Annotated in this window: 14 protein-coding genes; 6 read left to right on the forward strand and 8 right to left on the reverse strand. The window is 67.1% G+C overall.

The window, feature by feature from the left end:
- Positions 1-27: 27 nt before the first annotated feature.
- The 5 genes from AC1DCZ_RS11125 to AC1DCZ_RS11145 form a co-directional block, all read right to left on the reverse strand.
- The gene (locus tag AC1DCZ_RS11125; protein WP_476974625.1) at positions 28-1602 is read right to left on the reverse strand and encodes an APC family permease; all 1575 of its coding nucleotides are present in this window, start codon (positions 1600-1602) and stop codon (positions 28-30) included.
- 152 nt (positions 1603-1754) lie between these two features.
- Positions 1755-2162, reverse strand: coding sequence for a DUF779 domain-containing protein (locus AC1DCZ_RS11130; RefSeq protein ID WP_476893941.1), 408 nt, complete (start codon positions 2160-2162; stop codon positions 1755-1757).
- A gap of 90 nt (positions 2163-2252) precedes the next feature.
- The gene (exaC, locus tag AC1DCZ_RS11135) at positions 2253-3776 is read right to left on the reverse strand and encodes an acetaldehyde dehydrogenase ExaC (protein ID WP_476974626.1); all 1524 of its coding nucleotides are present in this window, start codon (positions 3774-3776) and stop codon (positions 2253-2255) included.
- Between the two features lie 141 nt (positions 3777-3917).
- Positions 3918-5297 (reverse strand): GAF domain-containing protein, encoded by a 1380-nt coding sequence (locus AC1DCZ_RS11140; RefSeq protein ID WP_476974627.1) that lies wholly within the window; start codon positions 5295-5297, stop codon positions 3918-3920.
- Between the two features lie 172 nt (positions 5298-5469).
- Entirely contained in the window at positions 5470-6939 is a 1470-nt protein-coding gene (locus tag AC1DCZ_RS11145) for an FAD-dependent oxidoreductase (RefSeq protein WP_476974628.1), read from the reverse strand.
- Positions 6940-7104: 165 nt separating this feature from the next.
- Between AC1DCZ_RS11145 and rarD the strand changes: the two genes are divergently transcribed.
- From rarD to AC1DCZ_RS11165, 4 genes are all read left to right on the forward strand, one after another.
- Positions 7105-8139: an EamA family transporter RarD gene (rarD, locus tag AC1DCZ_RS11150; protein WP_476974709.1), complete on the forward strand. Its 1035-nt coding sequence runs from the start codon at positions 7105-7107 to the stop codon at positions 8137-8139.
- 136 nt (positions 8140-8275) lie between these two features.
- Positions 8276-8665: a DUF7793 family protein gene (locus AC1DCZ_RS11155; RefSeq protein ID WP_476974629.1), complete on the forward strand. Its 390-nt coding sequence runs from the start codon at positions 8276-8278 to the stop codon at positions 8663-8665.
- The gene (locus AC1DCZ_RS11160; RefSeq protein ID WP_476974630.1) at positions 8652-10196 is read left to right on the forward strand and encodes a putative bifunctional diguanylate cyclase/phosphodiesterase; all 1545 of its coding nucleotides are present in this window, start codon (positions 8652-8654) and stop codon (positions 10194-10196) included. The genes AC1DCZ_RS11155 and AC1DCZ_RS11160 overlap by 14 nt, the downstream gene beginning before the upstream one ends.
- A complete protein-coding gene (locus tag AC1DCZ_RS11165; RefSeq protein WP_476974631.1) occupies positions 10193-11014 on the forward strand; it encodes a methyltransferase domain-containing protein in 822 nt (273 codons plus the stop codon). The genes AC1DCZ_RS11160 and AC1DCZ_RS11165 overlap by 4 nt, the downstream gene beginning before the upstream one ends.
- Before the next feature lie 19 nt (positions 11015-11033).
- Here the strand turns inward: AC1DCZ_RS11165 and AC1DCZ_RS11170 are convergent, their stop codons facing one another.
- Positions 11034-11906 (reverse strand): universal stress protein, encoded by an 873-nt coding sequence (locus tag AC1DCZ_RS11170; protein WP_476974632.1) that lies wholly within the window; start codon positions 11904-11906, stop codon positions 11034-11036.
- A 190-nt stretch (positions 11907-12096) separates the two neighbouring features.
- On the opposite strand from AC1DCZ_RS11170, the gene AC1DCZ_RS11175 reads away from it, so the two are divergent.
- Positions 12097-12912: an AMIN-like domain-containing (lipo)protein gene (locus AC1DCZ_RS11175; protein ID WP_476974633.1), complete on the forward strand. Its 816-nt coding sequence runs from the start codon at positions 12097-12099 to the stop codon at positions 12910-12912.
- A gap of 60 nt (positions 12913-12972) precedes the next feature.
- Here the strand turns inward: AC1DCZ_RS11175 and gabT are convergent, their stop codons facing one another.
- Complete coding sequence (gene gabT / locus AC1DCZ_RS11180) at positions 12973-14337, reverse strand: 4-aminobutyrate--2-oxoglutarate transaminase (RefSeq protein WP_476974634.1); 1365 nt, start codon at positions 14335-14337, stop codon at positions 12973-12975.
- Positions 14338-14461: 124 nt separating this feature from the next.
- Positions 14462-15892, reverse strand: coding sequence for a gamma-aminobutyraldehyde dehydrogenase (locus AC1DCZ_RS11185; RefSeq protein ID WP_476974635.1), 1431 nt, complete (start codon positions 15890-15892; stop codon positions 14462-14464).
- Positions 15893-16059: 167 nt separating this feature from the next.
- On the opposite strand from AC1DCZ_RS11185, the gene AC1DCZ_RS11190 reads away from it, so the two are divergent.
- Positions 16060-17502, forward strand: coding sequence for a PucR family transcriptional regulator (locus AC1DCZ_RS11190; RefSeq protein WP_476974636.1), 1443 nt, complete (start codon positions 16060-16062; stop codon positions 17500-17502).
- Positions 17503-17613: the final 111 nt, after the last annotated feature.

The raw sequence follows: 17613 nt of genomic DNA on the forward strand, positions 1-17613 counted from the left end.
AAAACGCCGGAATCGGTTGTTTCAGATTCAGGAGCGGATGAATGCGTCCTCGTCGTTGTCCGCCGCCGCAGGCTCCATGGCGTCGTCCCCGCGCTTGCCGCCAGTGCCGTCCACAGAAGCCCTGGCCCCGGCGAACTTTTCATTCAGGCGGGAGTGGCGCTGACCGTAGGAGAAGTAGATGATAACGCCGATGACGAGCCAGCCTGCGAAGAAGATCCATGTCTCGACGGCAAGGTTCGTCATGAGGTAGAGGCAGAGAACTGCCGAGACAACCGGGAGTACTTTGCCGAACGGGACGCGGAATGCCGGTTTCAGGTCCGGGCGCTTCTTCCGCAGCACCAGGATGCCCAGGCTGACCATGACGAACGCGGACAGCGTGCCGATGTTGATCATTTCCTCGAGCAGGTCCACCTTGGTCAGCCCCGCGACAACCGCCACGGCGGCACCGCAGATGATCTGCAGGCGGACCGGCGTCGCGCGGATGGTGCTGGTCTTGGACAGCGAGCGCGGCAGCAGCCCGTCGCGGCTCATGGCCAGCACCACGCGGGAGAGGCCCATGAGGAGCACCATGATCACGGTGGTGAGGCCTACGAGCGAGCCGAAGGCGATGACCTTCGCGGCGTCGGTGTTTCCCACGGCTTCGAAGGCGGTGGTCAGCGTCGGGTTCTCGGCTTCGGCCAGCTTGGTGTAGGACACCATGCCGGTCAGCGCAAGCGAGACCAGGATGTAGAGCACTGTGACGATTGCCAGGCCCCCGAAGATGCCGCGGGGCAGCGTCTTTTGCGGGTTCTTGACTTCTTCGGCCGAGGTGGCGACGACGTCGAAGCCGATGAAGGCGAAGAAGACCAGGGCGGCGCCGGCGAAGATGCCCATCGTGCCGTACTGCGCGGGAGCGGCCCCGGTGAGGAAGCCGAAGAAGGACTGCTTGAGGACGTCGGCGGTTCCGGTACCGCCGGTGGGCACCGAGGTGGGCACGAACGGCGCGAAGTTCTCGGCCTTCATGTAGCTGAAGCCGACAACAATGACGAAGAGGACCACGGCGATCTTGATCAGCGTGAAGACGTTGCCGACCCGGGCGGAGAGCTTGGTGCCGAGCACCAGCAGCACGGTGAATACGGCGACGATGAGGAAGGCGCCCCAGTAGAGGTCCACGCCGCCGAGGGAGATCGACGGTGGAATGTCCACTCCCATCAGCGCGAACACCTTGCTGAGGTAGATGCCCCAGTACTTGGCGATCACCGCGCCGGCTGTGAACAGCTCAAGGATCAGGTTCCAGCCGATGATCCAGGCCAGCAGTTCGCCCATCGTGGCGTAGGTGAAGACGTAGGCGGAACCGGCCACGGGGATCGCTGTGGCAAACTCGGCGTAGCACATGATGGCGAGCGCGCAGGTGACGGCGGCGATGGCGAAGGAAATGGTCACTGCCGGGCCGGCGAAATTCGCGGCGGCCTTGGCGCCGACAGAGAAGATACCGGCGCCGACAGCAACGGCGACGCCCATGATCATGAGGTCCCAGCTGCTCAACGACCGCTTGAGCTTGCGTCCGGGTTCTTCGGCGTCAGACATGGACTGCTCGATAGATTTGGTCCGGAATAAGTTCATAGGAAAGTCCACAATCTCGGTAACTTGTTGGAAACAGACCTATCCATCGTAGTGTCCATCCACAGGACGGCCATTTTTGTCTCACATAATGAGACCTAATGCGAGGCTGCGCAGGACTTCCTGCACGGCTCCGCATCGGCCCGGCACCCTGCCTAGACCGGCCAGTCCATGAGCCTGGACCGGATCAGGAACCGCTTGCCTTCGGGCGCCTCGACCGAGAAGCCGCTTCCCCGGCCCGGGACCACGTCCACCGTCAGGTGCGTGTGGCTCCAGTAGTTGAACTGCTCCCTGGACATCCAGAACTCCAGCGGCTGGGGCTGCAGTCCGTCGGAAATATCGAACAGGCCGAGCAGCACATCCGAGTCCCCCGTGATGAACTCCCCTGCCGGATAGCACATCGGCGAGGAGCCATCGCAGCACCCCCCGGACTGGTGGAACATGAGCGGGCCGTGCTGGAGCCACAGTTTGCGCAGCAATCCAATCGCCTCGGGTGTGAGCGCCACCCGGGAGAAGTCCTCCCCGGGAACGGTCACGGCGGCGTCGAGTTTGGTCTGTGGCATCGGGGCTTCTCCTGGGGTCGTTGGGTGCCGGTGGAAAACGGCAGGCGGGGCGGATCCATCGTGATCCGCCCCGCCCGGGTTTGGTGCGGCTTAGAAGAAGCCGAGCTTGTTCTCGTTGTAGCTGACCAGGAGGTTCTTGGTCTGCTGGTAGTGGTCCAGCATCATCGCGTGGTTCTCACGTCCGATGCCGGAGGACTTGTAGCCGCCGAACGCAGCGCCTGCCGGGTATGCGTGGTAGTTGTTCACCCACACGCGACCGGCCTGGATCTCACGGCCGGCGCGGTAGGCGACGTTGCCGTTACGGGACCAGACGCCGGCGCCGAGGCCGTACAGGGTGTCGTTGGCAATGCCCATCGCGTCGTTGTAGTCGCTGAAGCGCGTCACGGACACCACCGGGCCGAAGATTTCCTCCTGGAAGATCCGCATCTTGTTGTGGCCTTCGAAGATGGTCGGCTGGACGTAGTAGCCGCCGGCCAGGTCTCCGGGCATTTCGGCCCGGGCGCCGCCGGTGAGGATTTTGGCGCCCTCCTGCTTGCCGATGTCGATGTAGGAGAGGATCTTTTCCAGCTGGTCGTTGGAGGCCTGGGCCCCAAGCTGGGTTTCGGTGTCCAGCGGGTTGCCCTGGATGATCTTCTCGACCCGGGCCACGGCGTCGGCCATGAAGGAGTCGTAGATGTCTTCCTGGACGAGGGCGCGGGAGGGGCAGGTGCAGACTTCGCCCTGGTTGAAGGCGAAGAGCGTGAAGCCTTCCTGTGCCTTGTCGTAGAAAGCGTCGTTGGCGTCGGCGACATCGTTGAAGAAGATGTTGGGGCTCTTGCCGCCCAGTTCCAGCGTCACCGGAATCAGGTTCTGGCTGGCGTACTGGCTGATCAGGCGGCCGGTGGAGGTTTCGCCGGTGAACGCGATCTTGCGGATCCGGGGGCTGGAGGCCAGCGGCTTGCCGGCCTCGACGCCGAAGCCGTTGACGACGTTCAGGACGCCGGCCGGCAGCAGGTCGCCGATGAGTTCCATCAGGACCAGGATCGAGGACGGGGTCTGCTCGGCCGGCTTGAGGACGACGGCGTTGCCGGCGGCGAGTGCCGGGGCGAGCTTCCAGACGGCCATCAGGATCGGGAAGTTCCAGGGGATGATCTGGCCGACAACGCCGAGCGGCTCGTGGTAGTGGTAGGCGGTGGTGTCCTCGTCGAGCTGGGACAGCCGGCCTTCCTGGGCGCGGACCGCGGAGGCGAAGTAGCGGAAGTGGTCCGCGGCGAGCGGGATGTCGGCGTTGAGGGTTTCGCGGATCGGCTTGCCGTTGTCCCAGGATTCGGCGACGGCGAGCATCTCCAGGTTCTCGTCGATGCGGTCAGCAATCTTGTTCAGGATGGCGGCGCGCTCGGCCACGGAAGTCTTGCCCCAGGAGGGAGCAACCTTGTGTGCGGCGTCCAGGGCCAGCTCTATGTCCTCGGCCGTGCCGCGGGCTACCTCGCAGAAGGCTTTGCCGGTCACCGGGGTGATGTTTTCGAAGTACTGGCCCTTGACCGGGGCAACCCATTCGCCGCCGATCCAGTTTTCGTAGCGGTCCTTGAAGGTGACCTTCGAGCCCTCGGTACCGGGCTGTGCGTAGACAGTCATTGCTAGCTCCTTTGCTGTGCAGGGTGGATGGCGGGAGCGGCCAGGTGTTCTGCGGCCGCCGCTGGCTCCAGCCTAGGAGCAGGGAGGTTGCGAGCGGGTTGCAACAGCGTGAGCCGGATCACCCGAGCGGTGCATGCCGGCTCAGGCGCCGAATTCGGCTTCGAGCCGTTCCAGATCAGCGACGATTGCGGCCCGTTTGGGCGAGCGGGGCGGCAGCAGTTTCAGCGCCGCGAGCCGGACCCCGACGTCGTCCCTCGCCTCGGGAAGCCCGGCGTACCGCAGGAGCGACTCGGCGCTGCCGCCGGTCAGCACCGCTTCCCGGAGCAGCGAAGAGACCCGGGTCCGCAGTTCGGCGATGCCGGGGGCCTCGGAACGAGGCAGGACGGCTCCCCGGTAGATTTCCAGCGCTATCCGGTGTGCGCCGCGCTGCAGGCAGTCCAGGACCTGGCCCGAATCCGGAACCACGTCCAGCGGCAGGCGGTAGGGCCGCGACTCCGGGACCGCATCAGGGCTGAGCTGTTGGAGGACTTTGCGCAGCCGCACCATCTCGGCCCTCAGCGTCATGGTGGAGGCCTCGCCCGGGTACAGCAGGGTGCAGAGCTCCTCGGCGTTCAGCCCTGCGGGATGGGTGCTGAGCAGGGCCAGGATCTCGCTGTGCCGGGCGGACAGGCAGACGGTGCGGCCGTCGATGCTGAGCAGGGCCTGGTCGCGGCCCAGCAGTTGCAGGCTGTTGCGGTAGAGGCTGCCGGTTCCCTTCTGCGGGCTGGACTTTGCGGCGGATGCCGGGCTCCGGCGCCGGGCCGGGGAGGCCTGCCGCGCCGCGGCCAGTTGCAGTCGCTCCACGCGCAGATGGGCCTGGGCAGCGGCAACGGTGGCTTCCACGAGGGATAGGGTGTGCGGTGCCACCGCGGATTCCGTTCCAGTGATGTCCACGACGCCGAGCAGCGCGCCGGAATCCGGGTCGTGGAACGGCACGGCCGTGCAGCTCCACGGGTGGACGGATCGTTTGTAGTGTTCGGCACCCGCGATCTGGATACCGCGGCCCAGGGCCAGGGCGGTGCCCGGGGCGCTGGTGCCCACGGTCGCCTCGGACCAGTCTGCCCCCGGGACGAACATCATGCCCTCGGCCCGGCGCTGCAGGGCGACGTCGCCCTCCACCCAGAGCAGCCGGCCCACTTCGTCCCCTACCGCCACCAGCATCCCGTTGTCGAGGCTGGGCAGGACCAGGAGCTTGTGGATCACGGGCATAATCGCGGCCAGGGGATGCTGCCGCCGGTATTCCTCGAGCTCGTCGCGGTCCATGGCCAGCGGAGCCTCCGGGTTGTCCGGATTGGCGTGCAGCTGCGCGGAGCGCCGCCACGACTCCTGGATCAGGCTGCTGAGCCCTGACAGCTGCTGCGAGCCGGGGAAGTCCGCGCACCCGAGCTGTTCGTGGCCCGCGCTGGCATACTTTTGGCGCAGCGCTGCGGTGACCCCGCCTGCTGGCGGTAACAGTGCTGCCGGATGGATCGCATTCCTCATTGAACTCCCACCGGAAGGGCGCGGCGGCCTGCCGGTGGCAACCTCGTCCGGCCAAGTCTAGTTCCGTGCAGCGAGTTTGGAAACGGATCGTCCGGCTGCCCTTAGGTGGCAGGCGGGCGGCCGCCTAACGCTGACCTGGCACTGCCGGCCGGCTTCAGCTACGGTGCTTCAGCTACGGCGCAGGTTCGCCGCGGGAAATCTCGACCATGTCCTCGCGTGGCACAACCTTGATGCGCTCCCGCTCGACGCCGTTGCCGTCGCCGGCCGCAGTCCACTCCGCGCCGAGGGCGAGCTCATGGGCGTCAAGCTTGATCCATCCTTCCCACGTGGTGTAATCGATCCCGCGCTCTTCGAGCAGGTCGATGATGGCCTGCGGGTCCGGGTTCTGCGCCGGAGGCAGTGTCAGCCGGTCCTCCAGCAGGAATCCGATGGTCTCCAGCGCGTCGCCCTTCGTGTGGCCGATCAGCCCCACGGGCCCGCGCTTGATCCAGCCGGTGGCGTAGATGCCGGGGACCGGGCTACCCGCGGCGTCGAGGACGCGGCCGCCCTCATTCGGAACGACACCGCGGCGGGCGTCATACTCCAGCTCATCCAGGGGCGAGCCATGGTAGCCGATCGCACGGTAGACGGCCTGGACCGGGTAGTCGAGGAACTCCCCCGTGCCCTTGACGTTGCCGGTACCGTCGAGCTGCATGCGTTCGAACTTGATCCCGGCGACCTTGCCCGGACCGGACGTGCTCCCCTCGGCGTCGTAGATCTCGACGGGGCTGTGCAGGAAGTGCAGGTGCAGCCGCCGGGAGGACGGGACCTCGGCCTCGGCATGTTCCTCTACCAGCCAGTTGGTGAGGGTGTTGACCATGGTCCTGGTCTGGTTGTTGCTGCGGATGGCCTCGTCGGAGGCTTCATCAAATTCGAAGTCTTCCGGATACAGCACGATGTCCACGTCCTTGGCATGGCTGAGTTCGCGCAGCTCCAGCGGGGTGAACTTCACCTGGGCCGGCCCGCGGCGGCCGAACACATGCACATCCGTGACCGGGGAACCCTTGAGCGCCTGGTAGACGTTGTCCGGGATCTCCGTGGCCAGCAGTTCGTCGGCGTGCTTGGCGAGCATGCGGGCCACGTCCAGGGCGACGTTGCCGTTGCCGATCACGGCGATTTCCTTGGCCTCCAGAGGCCAGTCGCGGGAGACATCCGGGTGGCCGTCGTACCAGGAGACGAAGTCCGCACCGCCGAAGGAGCCCTTAAGGCCGATCCCCGGAATGTCCAGGTCCGCGTCCTTGATGGCGCCGGTAGAGAAAATCACGGCGTCATAAAAGGCCCGGAAGTCATGCAGGCTCAGGTCGCGGCCGTAGGTCACGTTGCCCAGGAACCGGATATCGCCCCGGTCCAGGACCTTGTGCAAAGCGTTGACGATCCCCTTGATCCGGGGGTGGTCCGGCGCCACGCCGTAGCGGATCAGCCCGTACGGGGCAGGGTACGCCTCGAAAAGATCGATGCTGACCTCGAAATCGCCGTCCTTGACCTCATTGGATTTCGTCAGGATGTCCGCGGCGTAGACGCCGGCCGGTCCGGCGCCGACGATCGCGACGCGGAGGGGTCGTTTGGACTGACGCGGGGACGTCGATTCTGCCGAGTTGGACACCGGGAGCCCTTCTGGATCTTGGCGGCTGCGCCACTACATGCAGCGCACAGTCCCTTATTCTAAATGTCCGCAGGATCACGTGGGGCCCGCCGTGACTGAGATCGCAGGGATCCGGGCCACCGGCGCCGTCCCAATGGCAGGAATAGGGGCCCGCGGGGTGGTGTTATTGATCTTGTGCCTAAACCCGACGGATCCCTGTCCCCAGCCCCGCTGACCGCCCCGAGCGCCCCGGCACCCGCCGGAGGCGCCTCGCCCCGGCCGCCGTCCGCCCTCAAAGCCGTGGACCAGGAGACGACGGCAGGGATCCTGTTCGGGATCGGCGCCTACGGCCTCTGGGGTCTGCTTCCCCTGTACTTCTTCGTGCTGCACCCGGCCGGCGCCGTCGAGATTGTGGCCAACCGGGTGGTCTGGTCCCTGCTGTTCTGCGTCCTGCTGGTCACGGTCACGCGCTCATGGCGGGTGCTCGGGACCGCGTTCCGGAACCGTTCAGTGATCGGGCCGCTGTCCACCGCCGCCGGGCTGATAGCGGTGAACTGGCTGACCTACACCTACGGCGTGACCACCGGACAGGCCGTGGAGGCCTCGCTCGGCTACTTCATCAACCCCCTGGTCTCCGTTTTGCTGGGCGTGGTTGTCCTCAAGGAAAAGCTCCGGCCGCTCCAGTGGGCAGCGGTCGTCATCGGCTTCATCGCTGTCGGCGTGCTGACGGTCTCCTATGGGAAACTTCCCTGGATCGCGCTCACCTTGGCCCTGAGCTTTGGGCTGTACGGCTTCGTCAAGAAGCGCGTGGGGCCCCGGGCGGACGCGGTCACGAGCCTCTCGGTTGAGACCATCGTGCTGGCGCCGCTCGCTACGGCCACCATGATCGTCCTCGCCGCCAGCGGAACAGACACCCTGGGGACCAACGGGGCCGGGCACTTCTGGCTGCTGGCGGCGTCCGGCATCATCACGGCCGTGCCCCTGCTGTTCTTCGGCGCTTCCGCCCGCCGCCTGCCCATGACAACGATCGGCCTGCTGCAGTACTTCGCCCCTGTACTGCAGTTCATAGTGGCCCTCACCGTCTTCAAGGAAGCTATGACCCCGGACCGCTGGATCGGTTTCGGCGTCGTGTGGCTGGCGCTCCTCGTGCTGACCATGGATATGCTCATCACGGCGCGGAAGAACTCCGTGATCCGGAAACTGGCCCGCACCGCCGTCTGAGGTCACCTGGTGATTGCACCGGCTGAGGTCAGCGGCTGAGGTCACCGCCTGTCCCTGGTTCGCCGGGGCCGCTCGGTGGGTTAGTCTCATCTTGAGTGGACCCTTTGAGCCGGAAACAGGATTGCTGGTGCCAGACATGGATTTTGACAGCCCGGGCGGCGCCGACATCGCTTCCCTTGACTTCGACGCCAACGGCTTCCTGCGCCTTGTCTGGGCCCGGGGCGTCGTGATCGACGCGCCGGACGCCCAGCGGGCCATGGACCGCGTCAACGAATTGTGCGGAGGGCGGCCGACGCCGCTGCTGATCGACATGGCCACCACGGAATCCGTCAGCCGGGCCGCGCGCACCGTCTTTTCCCAACGCTGCGACGCATCGGCAATCGCGCTGCTGGGGACGTCGGCTGTTGACCGGGTCCTCGCCAACTTCTTCCTGGGCGTCAACTCCGCCCCCGTGCCCACGAGATTCTTCACCAGCAACGACGAGGCGATCCGCTGGCTGGCCACGCACGGCGATGACGGGATCTGAGGACGACCGCCGCCTCGAGGAACTCGTGGACGGCATTGTCTTACTATCGTCGGGCGACCTCTCGAACCGCCTGCAAGTTTCGCCGGCCCGGGACGGTATCGACGCCGTAACCACAGGCATCAACCTGCTCGCGGAAGAGCTCCAGAGCATGTACGAGAGCCTGGAAGAACGCGTGACCGAACGCACTGCCCTGCTGGAGGCGGCCAAGGCGGAACTGCGGCGGGTCATTAATACTGACGAGCTCACCGGGCTGGCAAGCCCCTCACTGCTGCGCGAAAAAGTCGCTGAAGCCGTGGGCGCCGGAGGAAGCCGGCCCGGCCTTATCCTTCTGGACCTCGACTCGTTCCGCCTGATCAACGACAGCCTGGGCCATGCCGCGGGGGACGCCGTCCTCAAGGAGGCTGCCCTCCGGCTCAGCGCCGTGGTGGGGCCGCCGCATGTCATTGCCCGGCTCAGCGGCGACGAGTTCGCCGTCCTTGTGGTGGACCATGAGCCCGAGGCCATAGTGCAGATCGCCTCCCGGCTGAGCGAGACGCTGAAGGACAGGATCGTTGCCGGCGGCATCGCCGTCGCGCTGACGGCGGGAACAGGCGTGCGGCTGGGCGAACAGGGGCTGGGCGGCGAGGAACTCATCCGGGACGCCAACATCGCGATGCACGAGGCAAAGAAGCTCGGCAGGGACAGCCTCCTGGTCTATTCGAAAGCCATGCATGAAGCGGCCAAAGAGCGGGTCCATCTGGTGTCGGAGCTCAGGACGGCGGTGGCCTCCGACGAGCTCGAACTCCACTACCAGCCGATCGTGGATCTTCGCAGCGGCGGGATCGCAGGGGCAGAGGCCCTGATCCGCTGGCGCCATCCGGCTCTGGGACTGCTCTCACCCGAATCCTTCCTGGACGCCGCCGATGAAGCCGGACTTACGGTGGAAATCGGCCACTGGGTCCTCCGGAACGCCATCGCGCAGACCGGCCGCTGGAAGGACGGGCCCGGGCTTCCGGCCAGCTTCAGCACCCACATCAATCTCTCACCGGCCGACCTCCACCATGTCGATCTGGCCCCCTATGTCCAGGGGCTCCTGGCGCAGCACCGCGTGGACCCCACTGACATCGCCATCGAGATCACGGAGACGGCCATCATGCGCGGCGGCCCGGAAGTCGCGGCCACCATGAAGTCCCTCAATGAACTGGGCGTTGCGATCGAAATCGACGACTTCGGCACGGGCTATTCGTCCATCAGCTACCTGCGCGCCCTTCCGGCCGAACGAGCCAAGATCGACAAGTCCCTCATCGATGCCGTGGCCACGGACCGCCAGCAGGAGGGGTTTGTCGCGGCCATCCTGCAACTTATCCATTCCGCCGGACTCGGCGCCGTGGCAGAGGGCATCGAACACCCTGAGCAGGCGGAGAATCTGCGCCGGTTGAACTGCGAATTTGGCCAGGGCTATTTCTTCAGCCGGCCCCTGCCGGCGGCAGGTATGACCGCCTTGTTGAGCGGCGCGGGCGTCGCGGGCGTCGCGGGCGGGGCGGGTGCATGAGCGGAACGGTCCGCTCCGGCGGCCTGCGCCGGGCCGCGGATAATGTCCGCCTGACCGCCCGGGTTGCGGCGTTGTCCTTCCGTGTCCCCCGGCACCCGGACAGGCTTTGGGATGCGTTCTGGCTCGGCATTTCGGAAGGCTCCCTCAGCGAACCCGTCATCTGGAATGCGGCCCGGGGCGAGGAAACCGACCGGCATCTTGAGCTGGCCGCCGGCAGACTGAATACCGCCCTTCCCGTCGTCGACATCGGTTGCGGCCACGGATCGATCTCGCGGAGACTGACCGAGGTCTTCCCGTCCGTGGTGGGTATTGATGTCTCCCGGGCGGCGGTGGCAGCCGCCGGAGCAGCGAATGCCGACATGCAGCGCCTGACGTTCCGGGCGCTCGATGCCACGCAGGAGGGGGCCGTCATGGCCCTCTCACGCGAGCTGGGCGACGTCAACGTCTTTGTCCGCGGCGTGTTCCACGTCCTGAGCCGTCGCCGGCAGAGGCGGCTGGTCCGCTCAATCGAGTCGCTGCTGGGCACCCAGGGCCGGATCTACCTGGTCGAGTCCAACGTCCCGGGCGGCGCCTTGAACTACCTGCGTGGACTCGGCGCCTCCGGGCTCCGGATCCCGGGCCCGCTGCGCCAGGCGATCTCCACCCTCCCGAAGCCGGGGCACTTCGGCCCGGCGGAGAGGTCCCGGGTGTTCCCGGAAGCGCGCTGGGCACTGGTCGCCGAGGGACCCGCCGGCCTGGACACCGTGCCGATGGAACCGGGCGGTCCCCCGGGCCGGGTTCCCGGCTACTGGGCGGTCCTGGCCCGGCGCCAGGCCTAGACCGGCCCGGTCCGGTCGGTCAGTCCTCCGGAACGGTATCGACCCGCTCGTAGTCACGCGGGACCACGACCATCGGGACGGGCAGGGCCCGGAGCACCTTGTTGGCCGTGCTGCCAATGAAGAGCTTGTTCTTTTCCGCCAGGCGGGAGGAACCCACGATCATGATTTCCCCGTCGTCCCACTCAAGGTCATCGATCGCCTCCTCGATGGTGCGTCCGTGCGCCACTTCGACACTGACATGGTGTCCTTCGGGCAACCGGTTGGCGGCTGCGGCGAGAACGGTGTTGGCGTGGACGTGGGCGGCATTGATGTTCTCCCCGCCGTCCCCCTCGGCGTCGAGCTCGACAAGCGAGACGAGCCGCAGCGGTACGCCGCGGCGTTTCGCGGATTCGATCGCGACGTCGATCGCGGCCTCCGCTCCGGCGCGCTGGCCGACGGCGAGGGTCAGCCGGGTGATGGGCTCCGTGTGGCGAAAGCCGCGGGGGGCGAGCGCCACCGGTACCGGCGCGGCGTGCAGCAGGGCGTTGGCCACGCTGCCGACGGAGTACCGCTTGAAGATGCCGTTGTTCGCGGCGCCGACGACGATCAGGCCGGCCTTGTATTCCACGGCCGCATCGATGAGGCCCGCCGCGAAGGAGTCCGCCTGCCGGACGTGGAACCGCGCCTCCAAGCCCTCGGGAACAATGGCCAGGCCCTGGCGCTCGGCCGTGAGCACCTGCTGCTCGGCGGCGCTGACGCGGCGTCCCTCGGGGTTCATGGCCACGTAGGGCGTGCGCCGGTCCACCACATAGACCAGGTCGAGGTGCGCTCCCTGGGCGCGGGCCATGGCCGAGGCCAGGGCAACGGCGTCGGCGCCGCGTTCGCCGGGGGTGTAGCCAACTACGTATCGCATGTATGAACCCCTTACGGGTCTGGGGCAGAAGCCAGCTTTGCTCCGGGGGTGCCGGGCGACGTCGGCCGGTCTGCGTTCCTGCAGTGGTAGGAACGACTCTAGCCCAGCGCGGCCCCGAATAGGGGTGACTTATGGTCCTGAGCAGGGCAATCTTCCGTGCCTAGGCTGGACCCATCGAGGGGAGCCAGCCATGAATGCCATCACCAGCCGCGCACCCGGGGCGAGGAATGCCGGGTTGGGAACCCTGCCGCTCCTGCTGGTCCTCTCGGCCTGCACACCGTCCGCGCCGCAACCCGGCGCAAGCAGCCCGACCGCCTCAACCACGTCCTCGGCCACCGCCACGCCCCCAGCCCCGGGGAGCCCGCCGGCTTCGGCCACGGGGACGGGGACGGTACCCGCCGATTCGGACGAGACGGTGCCCCCGCAGTCAGGCGACACCGTGATTTCCTCCACGATCACGCACGACTGGTCCTGGCCCGGCCAGGGGACGCCGTTGCACACGGACCACCAGAACCCTGTGCCCACCGCGCCGCCGCCGGCCGCTCCGCTGCCCACGCTCTACAGCATCGGCGCAGGCCAGCATCCCTCCGACGCCCCGCCGTATGACCAGCTGAGCTTCCGGTTCACCGGCGGCTTCCCCAGCTACGACGTCGGGTTCGTCCCCGCGCTGCTCGCCGACGGTAGCGGCCTGCCGATTCCATTGCCCGGCAGCGGCAGCATCCTGAAGGTCGTGTTCCACGGCGCCCAGGCCCACACCGCGGACGGCACGGGGAGCACCATCAAGAACTCACCGGCCCCCGCCATCGGATACAAGGCCCTTACAAGCTTCGCCCCGGCCGGTGACTTCGAGGGCGTTCTCAGCTACGGGATCGGCGTCGGCCGTCCGGTCGGGACCGTCCCGCAGACCAAGGTCCGCGTCTATGAGGTCGAGAAGATCGAGAAGATCGAGCAAGGCCAGCACCTGTACGTCATCGCGGTCCAGCTCGACGCAACAGCCTGGAAATAGCACACCCGGAACAACGAGCAGAGCCGCGGACTTACCGTCCGCGGCTCTGCTCGTCAATCGTTACGCGTTGGCCTTGATGGCGGCTGCCAGGACCTTGAGGCCGTCCAGCAGGAGTTCGTCGCTGATGACCAGCGGCGGCAGGAGCCGGATGACGTTGCCGTAGGTGCCGCAGGTGAGGATGATGACGCCCTCCTTGAGGCAGGCGGCTGCGACGGCCTTGGTCAGCTCCGGGTTGGGTTCCTTCGAGCCCCGCTGGACCAGCTCGATGGCCAGCATCGCGCCGCGGCCGCGGACGTCACCGATCACGGAGCTGTCACCAAGCGCTGTGGCGAGCTCGCGCAGCTTGCCGAGGGCAATGTCCTCGATGTGCCGGGCCCGGGCGTTGAGGTCGTACTGTTCCATCGAGCCGATGGCGGCCAGGGCGGCGGCGCAGGCCACCGGGTTCCCGCCGTAGGTGCCGCCGAGGCCGCCCGGGTGGACTGCGTCGAGGAGGTCCGCCCGGCCGGTGATGGCCGAGAGCGGCATGCCGCCGGCGATGCCCTTGGCCATGGTGATGATGTCCGGGATGACGCCTTCGTGGTTCACGGCGAACCACTCGCCCGTGCGGCAGAAGCCTGACTGGACCTCATCGGCGATGAAGACGATGCCCTTGTCCTTGGCCCAGGCAGCGAGTGCGGGCAGGAACCCGTCGGCGGGGACGATGAAGCCGCCCTCGCCCTGGATCGGTTCGATGATGATCGCGGCGACCTGCTCGCCGCCGATCTGCTTTTCGATCATGGTGATGGCGCGCTTCGCGGCCTCGGCTCCGGTGATCGAGGGGTTTTCCTCGCGGAAGGGGTAGCTCATCGGCATGCGGTAGACCTCGGGCGCGAACGGGCCGAAGTTGCTCTTGTACGGCATCGCCTTGGCGGTCAGGGCCATGGTCAGGTTGGTGCGGCCGTGGTAGGCGTGGTCAAAGGCGACGACGGCGTCCCGGCCGGTGGCCAGGCGGGCCACCTTGACGGCGTTTTCGACAGCTTCGGCGCCGGAGTTGAAGAGCACCGTGCGCTTCTCGTGGTCGCCCGGGGTCAGGCGGTTCAGCTGCTCGGCGACGGCGACATAGCCTTCGTAGGGAGTGACCATGAAGCAGGTGTGGGTGAAGTGCTCCACGGCTTCCTTCACGGCGCCGACGACGGCGGGGTCGGAGGCGCCAACGCTGGTCACGGCGATGCCGGCGCCGAGGTCGATGAAGGAGTTGCCGTCGACGTCGTGGATGATGCCGCCGTCGGCGTCGGCGACGAACACCGGAACGCTGGACGCGACGCCCGCGGCGACCACGGCCTTGCGGCGTTCGGTCAGGGCGAGGGACTTGGGGCCCGGGAAGTCGGCCTGGACGCGGCGCTTCTGCTCAAGCCGGTAGGTGATGTCATGTGCGGTGGTGGTCATGGAAAGCCTTTCTTGACTGAAGGGGGGGGCCACGCCGGCAGGGTTCCCTAGCCGAAGCGGAGCGGGGTTAGGGCGCCGGTGGGGACTACGCGACAGCGTTATGCGTCGGTGTTATGCGTCGGCGTTATGCATCTAATGCGGACATGACGTGCTTGATGCGGGTGTAGTCCTCGACGCCGTACATCGACAGGTCCTTGCCGTAGCCGGACTGCTTGAAGCCTCCGTGCGGCATTTCGGCGGTGAGGAGGATGTGGGTGTTGATCCAGACCGCGCCGAAGTCGAGGTCCCGGCTCAGGCGCATCGCGGTGCCGTGATTCGTCGTCCAGACGCTGGAGGCCAGGGCGTAGTCGACGTCGTTCGCCATTTCCACGGCCTCGTCCTCGGTGCTGAACTTCTGCACCGTGATGACCGGGCCGAACGTTTCCTTCTGGACGATGTCATCGCTCTGCTTGGCGCCGGTGACGATGGTCGGCTCGAAGAAGAAGCCCTTCTCCCCCGCGCGGTGCCCGCCGGTCTCGATCCTGCAGTTCGCCGGCAGGTGCTCGACGACGGACGCCACCGCATTGAAGTGGTTGACGTTGTTCAGCGGGCCGAAGTAGTTGTCCTCGTCGTTCTGGGAACCGGTGCGGAGGGTCTTCGTGTGCTCCACGAGGGCGGCGACGAGATCGTCATAGGCGGCGTCCTGGACCAGCACGCGGGCGATCGCCGTGCAGTCCTGGCCGGCGTTGAAGAAGGCGAACTCGGCGATGGCCGCGGCACTCTTCTTGATGTCGGCGTCCGCGAACACCACCGCGGGGGCCTTCCCGCCGAGCTCCAGGTGGGCGCGCTTGAGGCCCTTGGCGGCGCCCGAGGCGACCGCGACGCCGGCCCGGACGGATCCGGTGATCGAGACGAGGCCGGGGACCTTGTGCTCCACCATCATGGCGCCGGTCTCGCCGGTGCCGAGGATGACGTTCAGCACGCCGGCGGGGAAGATCCCGCCGGCCAGCCGGGCCAGCACCAGGGTGGATTCCGGGGTGGTGTCGGAGGGCTTGAGCACCACAGTGTTGCCTGCGGCCAGGGCGGGGCCGATCTTCCAGATGGCCATGAGGAAGGGGTAGTTCCACGGCGCCACCTGGGCGACGACGCCAATGGGTTCGCGCCGGACGTACGAGGTGTGGCCTTCGAAGTACTCGCCGGCGGACTTGCCTTCCATGATGCGGGCGGCACCGGCGAAGAAGCGCAGCTGGTCGGCGCCGGCGGCGACTTCCTCGGAGGCAATGAGGGACCGGACCTGTCCGGTGTTGCGGTGCTGGGCCTCGACGAGCTCGTCGCTGTTGGCCTCGACGGCGTCGGCGAGCTTGAGCAGCATGAGCTGGCGCTGGCCCGGGGTCGTGTGCTTCCAGCTCTTGAAGGCGTCTTTCGCGGCCGTCATGGCGGCGTCGACGTCGGCCAGTGCGGAGATGGGCGATTTCGCCACGACGTCACCGTTCGTGGGGTTGACGATGTCCAGCATCCCGGTTCCGGCGGGGGTGACGAACTCGCCGTTGATGAAGTTCTGCAAGGTTTGAACCACGGTGTAAAACCTCTTTCGTGCTGTTCTCGTACTCAGTCAGTAAATGATGAGCGGACGTGCGACTGCTCACGAGCCTATGCCAGCCGGCCAAGCCAGGGAATAGGCACCTGCACACCGTCCTACGGCGCTTTTAGTGCGCTTGTCCAGCGCGCGGCTATCCTGAATCCATGGCCATTTCACTCGCCGCATTGCTGGGGGTTCCGTCCCTCAAACTCACCAAGGCCGGCCTCGCCGAGACCACCTGGCACCAGGACATTCTCTGGGTGGCCGTCACCGAGCAGGAGGATCCGCAGCGCTTCCTCAACGGCGGGGAACTGATCCTGACAACCGGGATGCGGCTCAAGAGCGCCCCGGAGCAGCGCCGCTTCGTCCGCCAGGTCCAGCGCGCCGGCGCGGTGGGGATCGGTTTCGGGATCGGCCTGACGCACGACGCCGTGCCGCCTGCCCTGATCGCCGAGGCCAACCGCTGGGGGCTGCCCGTGGTGGAGGTGCCGTACGAGACGCCGTTCATCGCCATCGGCAAGCTCGTGGCCGACGCCCAGTCCGCGGACCACTTCGCCAAACTCGAACGCCTCATCGCCGGGCACCAGATCCTGGCCCGGGCCCTGCTGACCGGGGGCGGTCTCGCCGAACTCCTGAAGCACCTGGGCTCCATGCTGCGCACCGAGATCGTCCTCACCCAGTTCACCGCGGAGCTCTACAACAGCATGCCCGGCCGCGCCGCCCCCACGGCCGAAGGCTGGGCGTCCTACCCCATCCCGACCGGCCGCCGCGATGCCTGCACCCTCTGGGTGAAGCAGCCCTTCGAGGACACAGGAATCGTCAGCTATGCGCAGAACCTGATCAGCGTCGAGCTCAACAACATGGTCAAGCAGCGCCAGGCCCAGCGGGCCCTCGCCGGGCAGGTCCTGGAGGACGTAATCCACGGGACCCTGGAGGCCAGTGAAGCGGCCCGGCGGCTCGCGGGGGTCGGCATCAACACGACCCGCAAGAACGTGGTCCTCCTGGCCGAATCCGCGCCCCACCAAAAGCAGCTGAGCGCTTCCTCGCTGCCACAGCCGCTCGAGAAGGCGGTGAGCGCCGTCGTCGGGAAGGACCTGATCGCGGTGCTCCCCGACGACGGCAGCGGCGCCATTGCTCTTGCCAGGAGCCTCAGCGACCATCTGGCCGAGGCCGGAATCCACGCCACGATCGGCATCGGGGGGGCCTACACAAAGCCGAACGGCCTGCGCTGGAGCTACTTCGAGGCCCGCGACGCCGCCAGCCACGGACTGCCGGTCAACGAGCCCGAACGGCTGAGCCTGACCTCGCTGCTGCTGGCCAGCGAGGACGTTCCGCTGGGGGACATGGCCAACGAGTCCCTGAATCCGCTCCGGACCTTCGATGCCGCGCACGGGGCAGAGCTCATGACCACGCTGGAGAGCTACCTCAACAACAACGGCTCGGTGGCCGCCGTCGCCGAGGACCTCACCCTGCACCGGAACACCGTCCGCTACCGGCTGGCGCAGATCACCGAGCTCACCGGGTACGACCCGGCCCAGACGCAGGACCGGGTCCAGCTCTGGCTGGCGCTGGCCGTGCAGCGGCTGGGCGCGCGCCACCCGCGCTGACACCGGACCCCTCCTCCCCGCCTTGCTTCCTGGCGTCGCCTCCGTTGTCACTTTCCGAGATCTTCGCCACTAAAGGCTAAGGCCCAAACGTCAAACGTCTAACCTTTAACA

Source organism: Arthrobacter sp. 10N418 (assembly GCF_056394725.1).

Excerpts from the sequence above, each read along its gene's own strand:
- exaC (WP_476974626.1), bottom strand. The coding sequence starts at position 3,776 with ATGACTGTCTACGCACAGCCCGGTACCGAGGGCTCGAAGGTCACCTTC.
- AC1DCZ_RS11165 (WP_476974631.1), top strand. The coding sequence starts at position 10,193 with ATGAGCGGAACGGTCCGCTCCGGCGGCCTGCGCCGGGCCGCGGATAAT.
- AC1DCZ_RS11140 (WP_476974627.1), bottom strand. The coding sequence starts at position 5,297 with ATGAGGAATGCGATCCATCCGGCAGCACTGTTACCGCCAGCAGGCGGG.
- AC1DCZ_RS11130 (WP_476893941.1), bottom strand. The coding sequence starts at position 2,162 with ATGCCACAGACCAAACTCGACGCCGCCGTGACCGTTCCCGGGGAGGAC.
- AC1DCZ_RS11155 (WP_476974629.1), top strand. The coding sequence starts at position 8,276 with ATGGATTTTGACAGCCCGGGCGGCGCCGACATCGCTTCCCTTGACTTC.
- AC1DCZ_RS11125 (WP_476974625.1), bottom strand. The coding sequence starts at position 1,602 with ATGAACTTATTCCGGACCAAATCTATCGAGCAGTCCATGTCTGACGCC.
- AC1DCZ_RS11175 (WP_476974633.1), top strand. The coding sequence starts at position 12,097 with ATGAATGCCATCACCAGCCGCGCACCCGGGGCGAGGAATGCCGGGTTG.
- AC1DCZ_RS11190 (WP_476974636.1), top strand. The coding sequence starts at position 16,060 with ATGGCCATTTCACTCGCCGCATTGCTGGGGGTTCCGTCCCTCAAACTC.
- gabT (WP_476974634.1), bottom strand. The coding sequence starts at position 14,337 with ATGACCACCACCGCACATGACATCACCTACCGGCTTGAGCAGAAGCGC.
- AC1DCZ_RS11160 (WP_476974630.1), top strand. The coding sequence starts at position 8,652 with ATGACGGGATCTGAGGACGACCGCCGCCTCGAGGAACTCGTGGACGGC.
- AC1DCZ_RS11170 (WP_476974632.1), bottom strand. The coding sequence starts at position 11,906 with ATGCGATACGTAGTTGGCTACACCCCCGGCGAACGCGGCGCCGACGCC.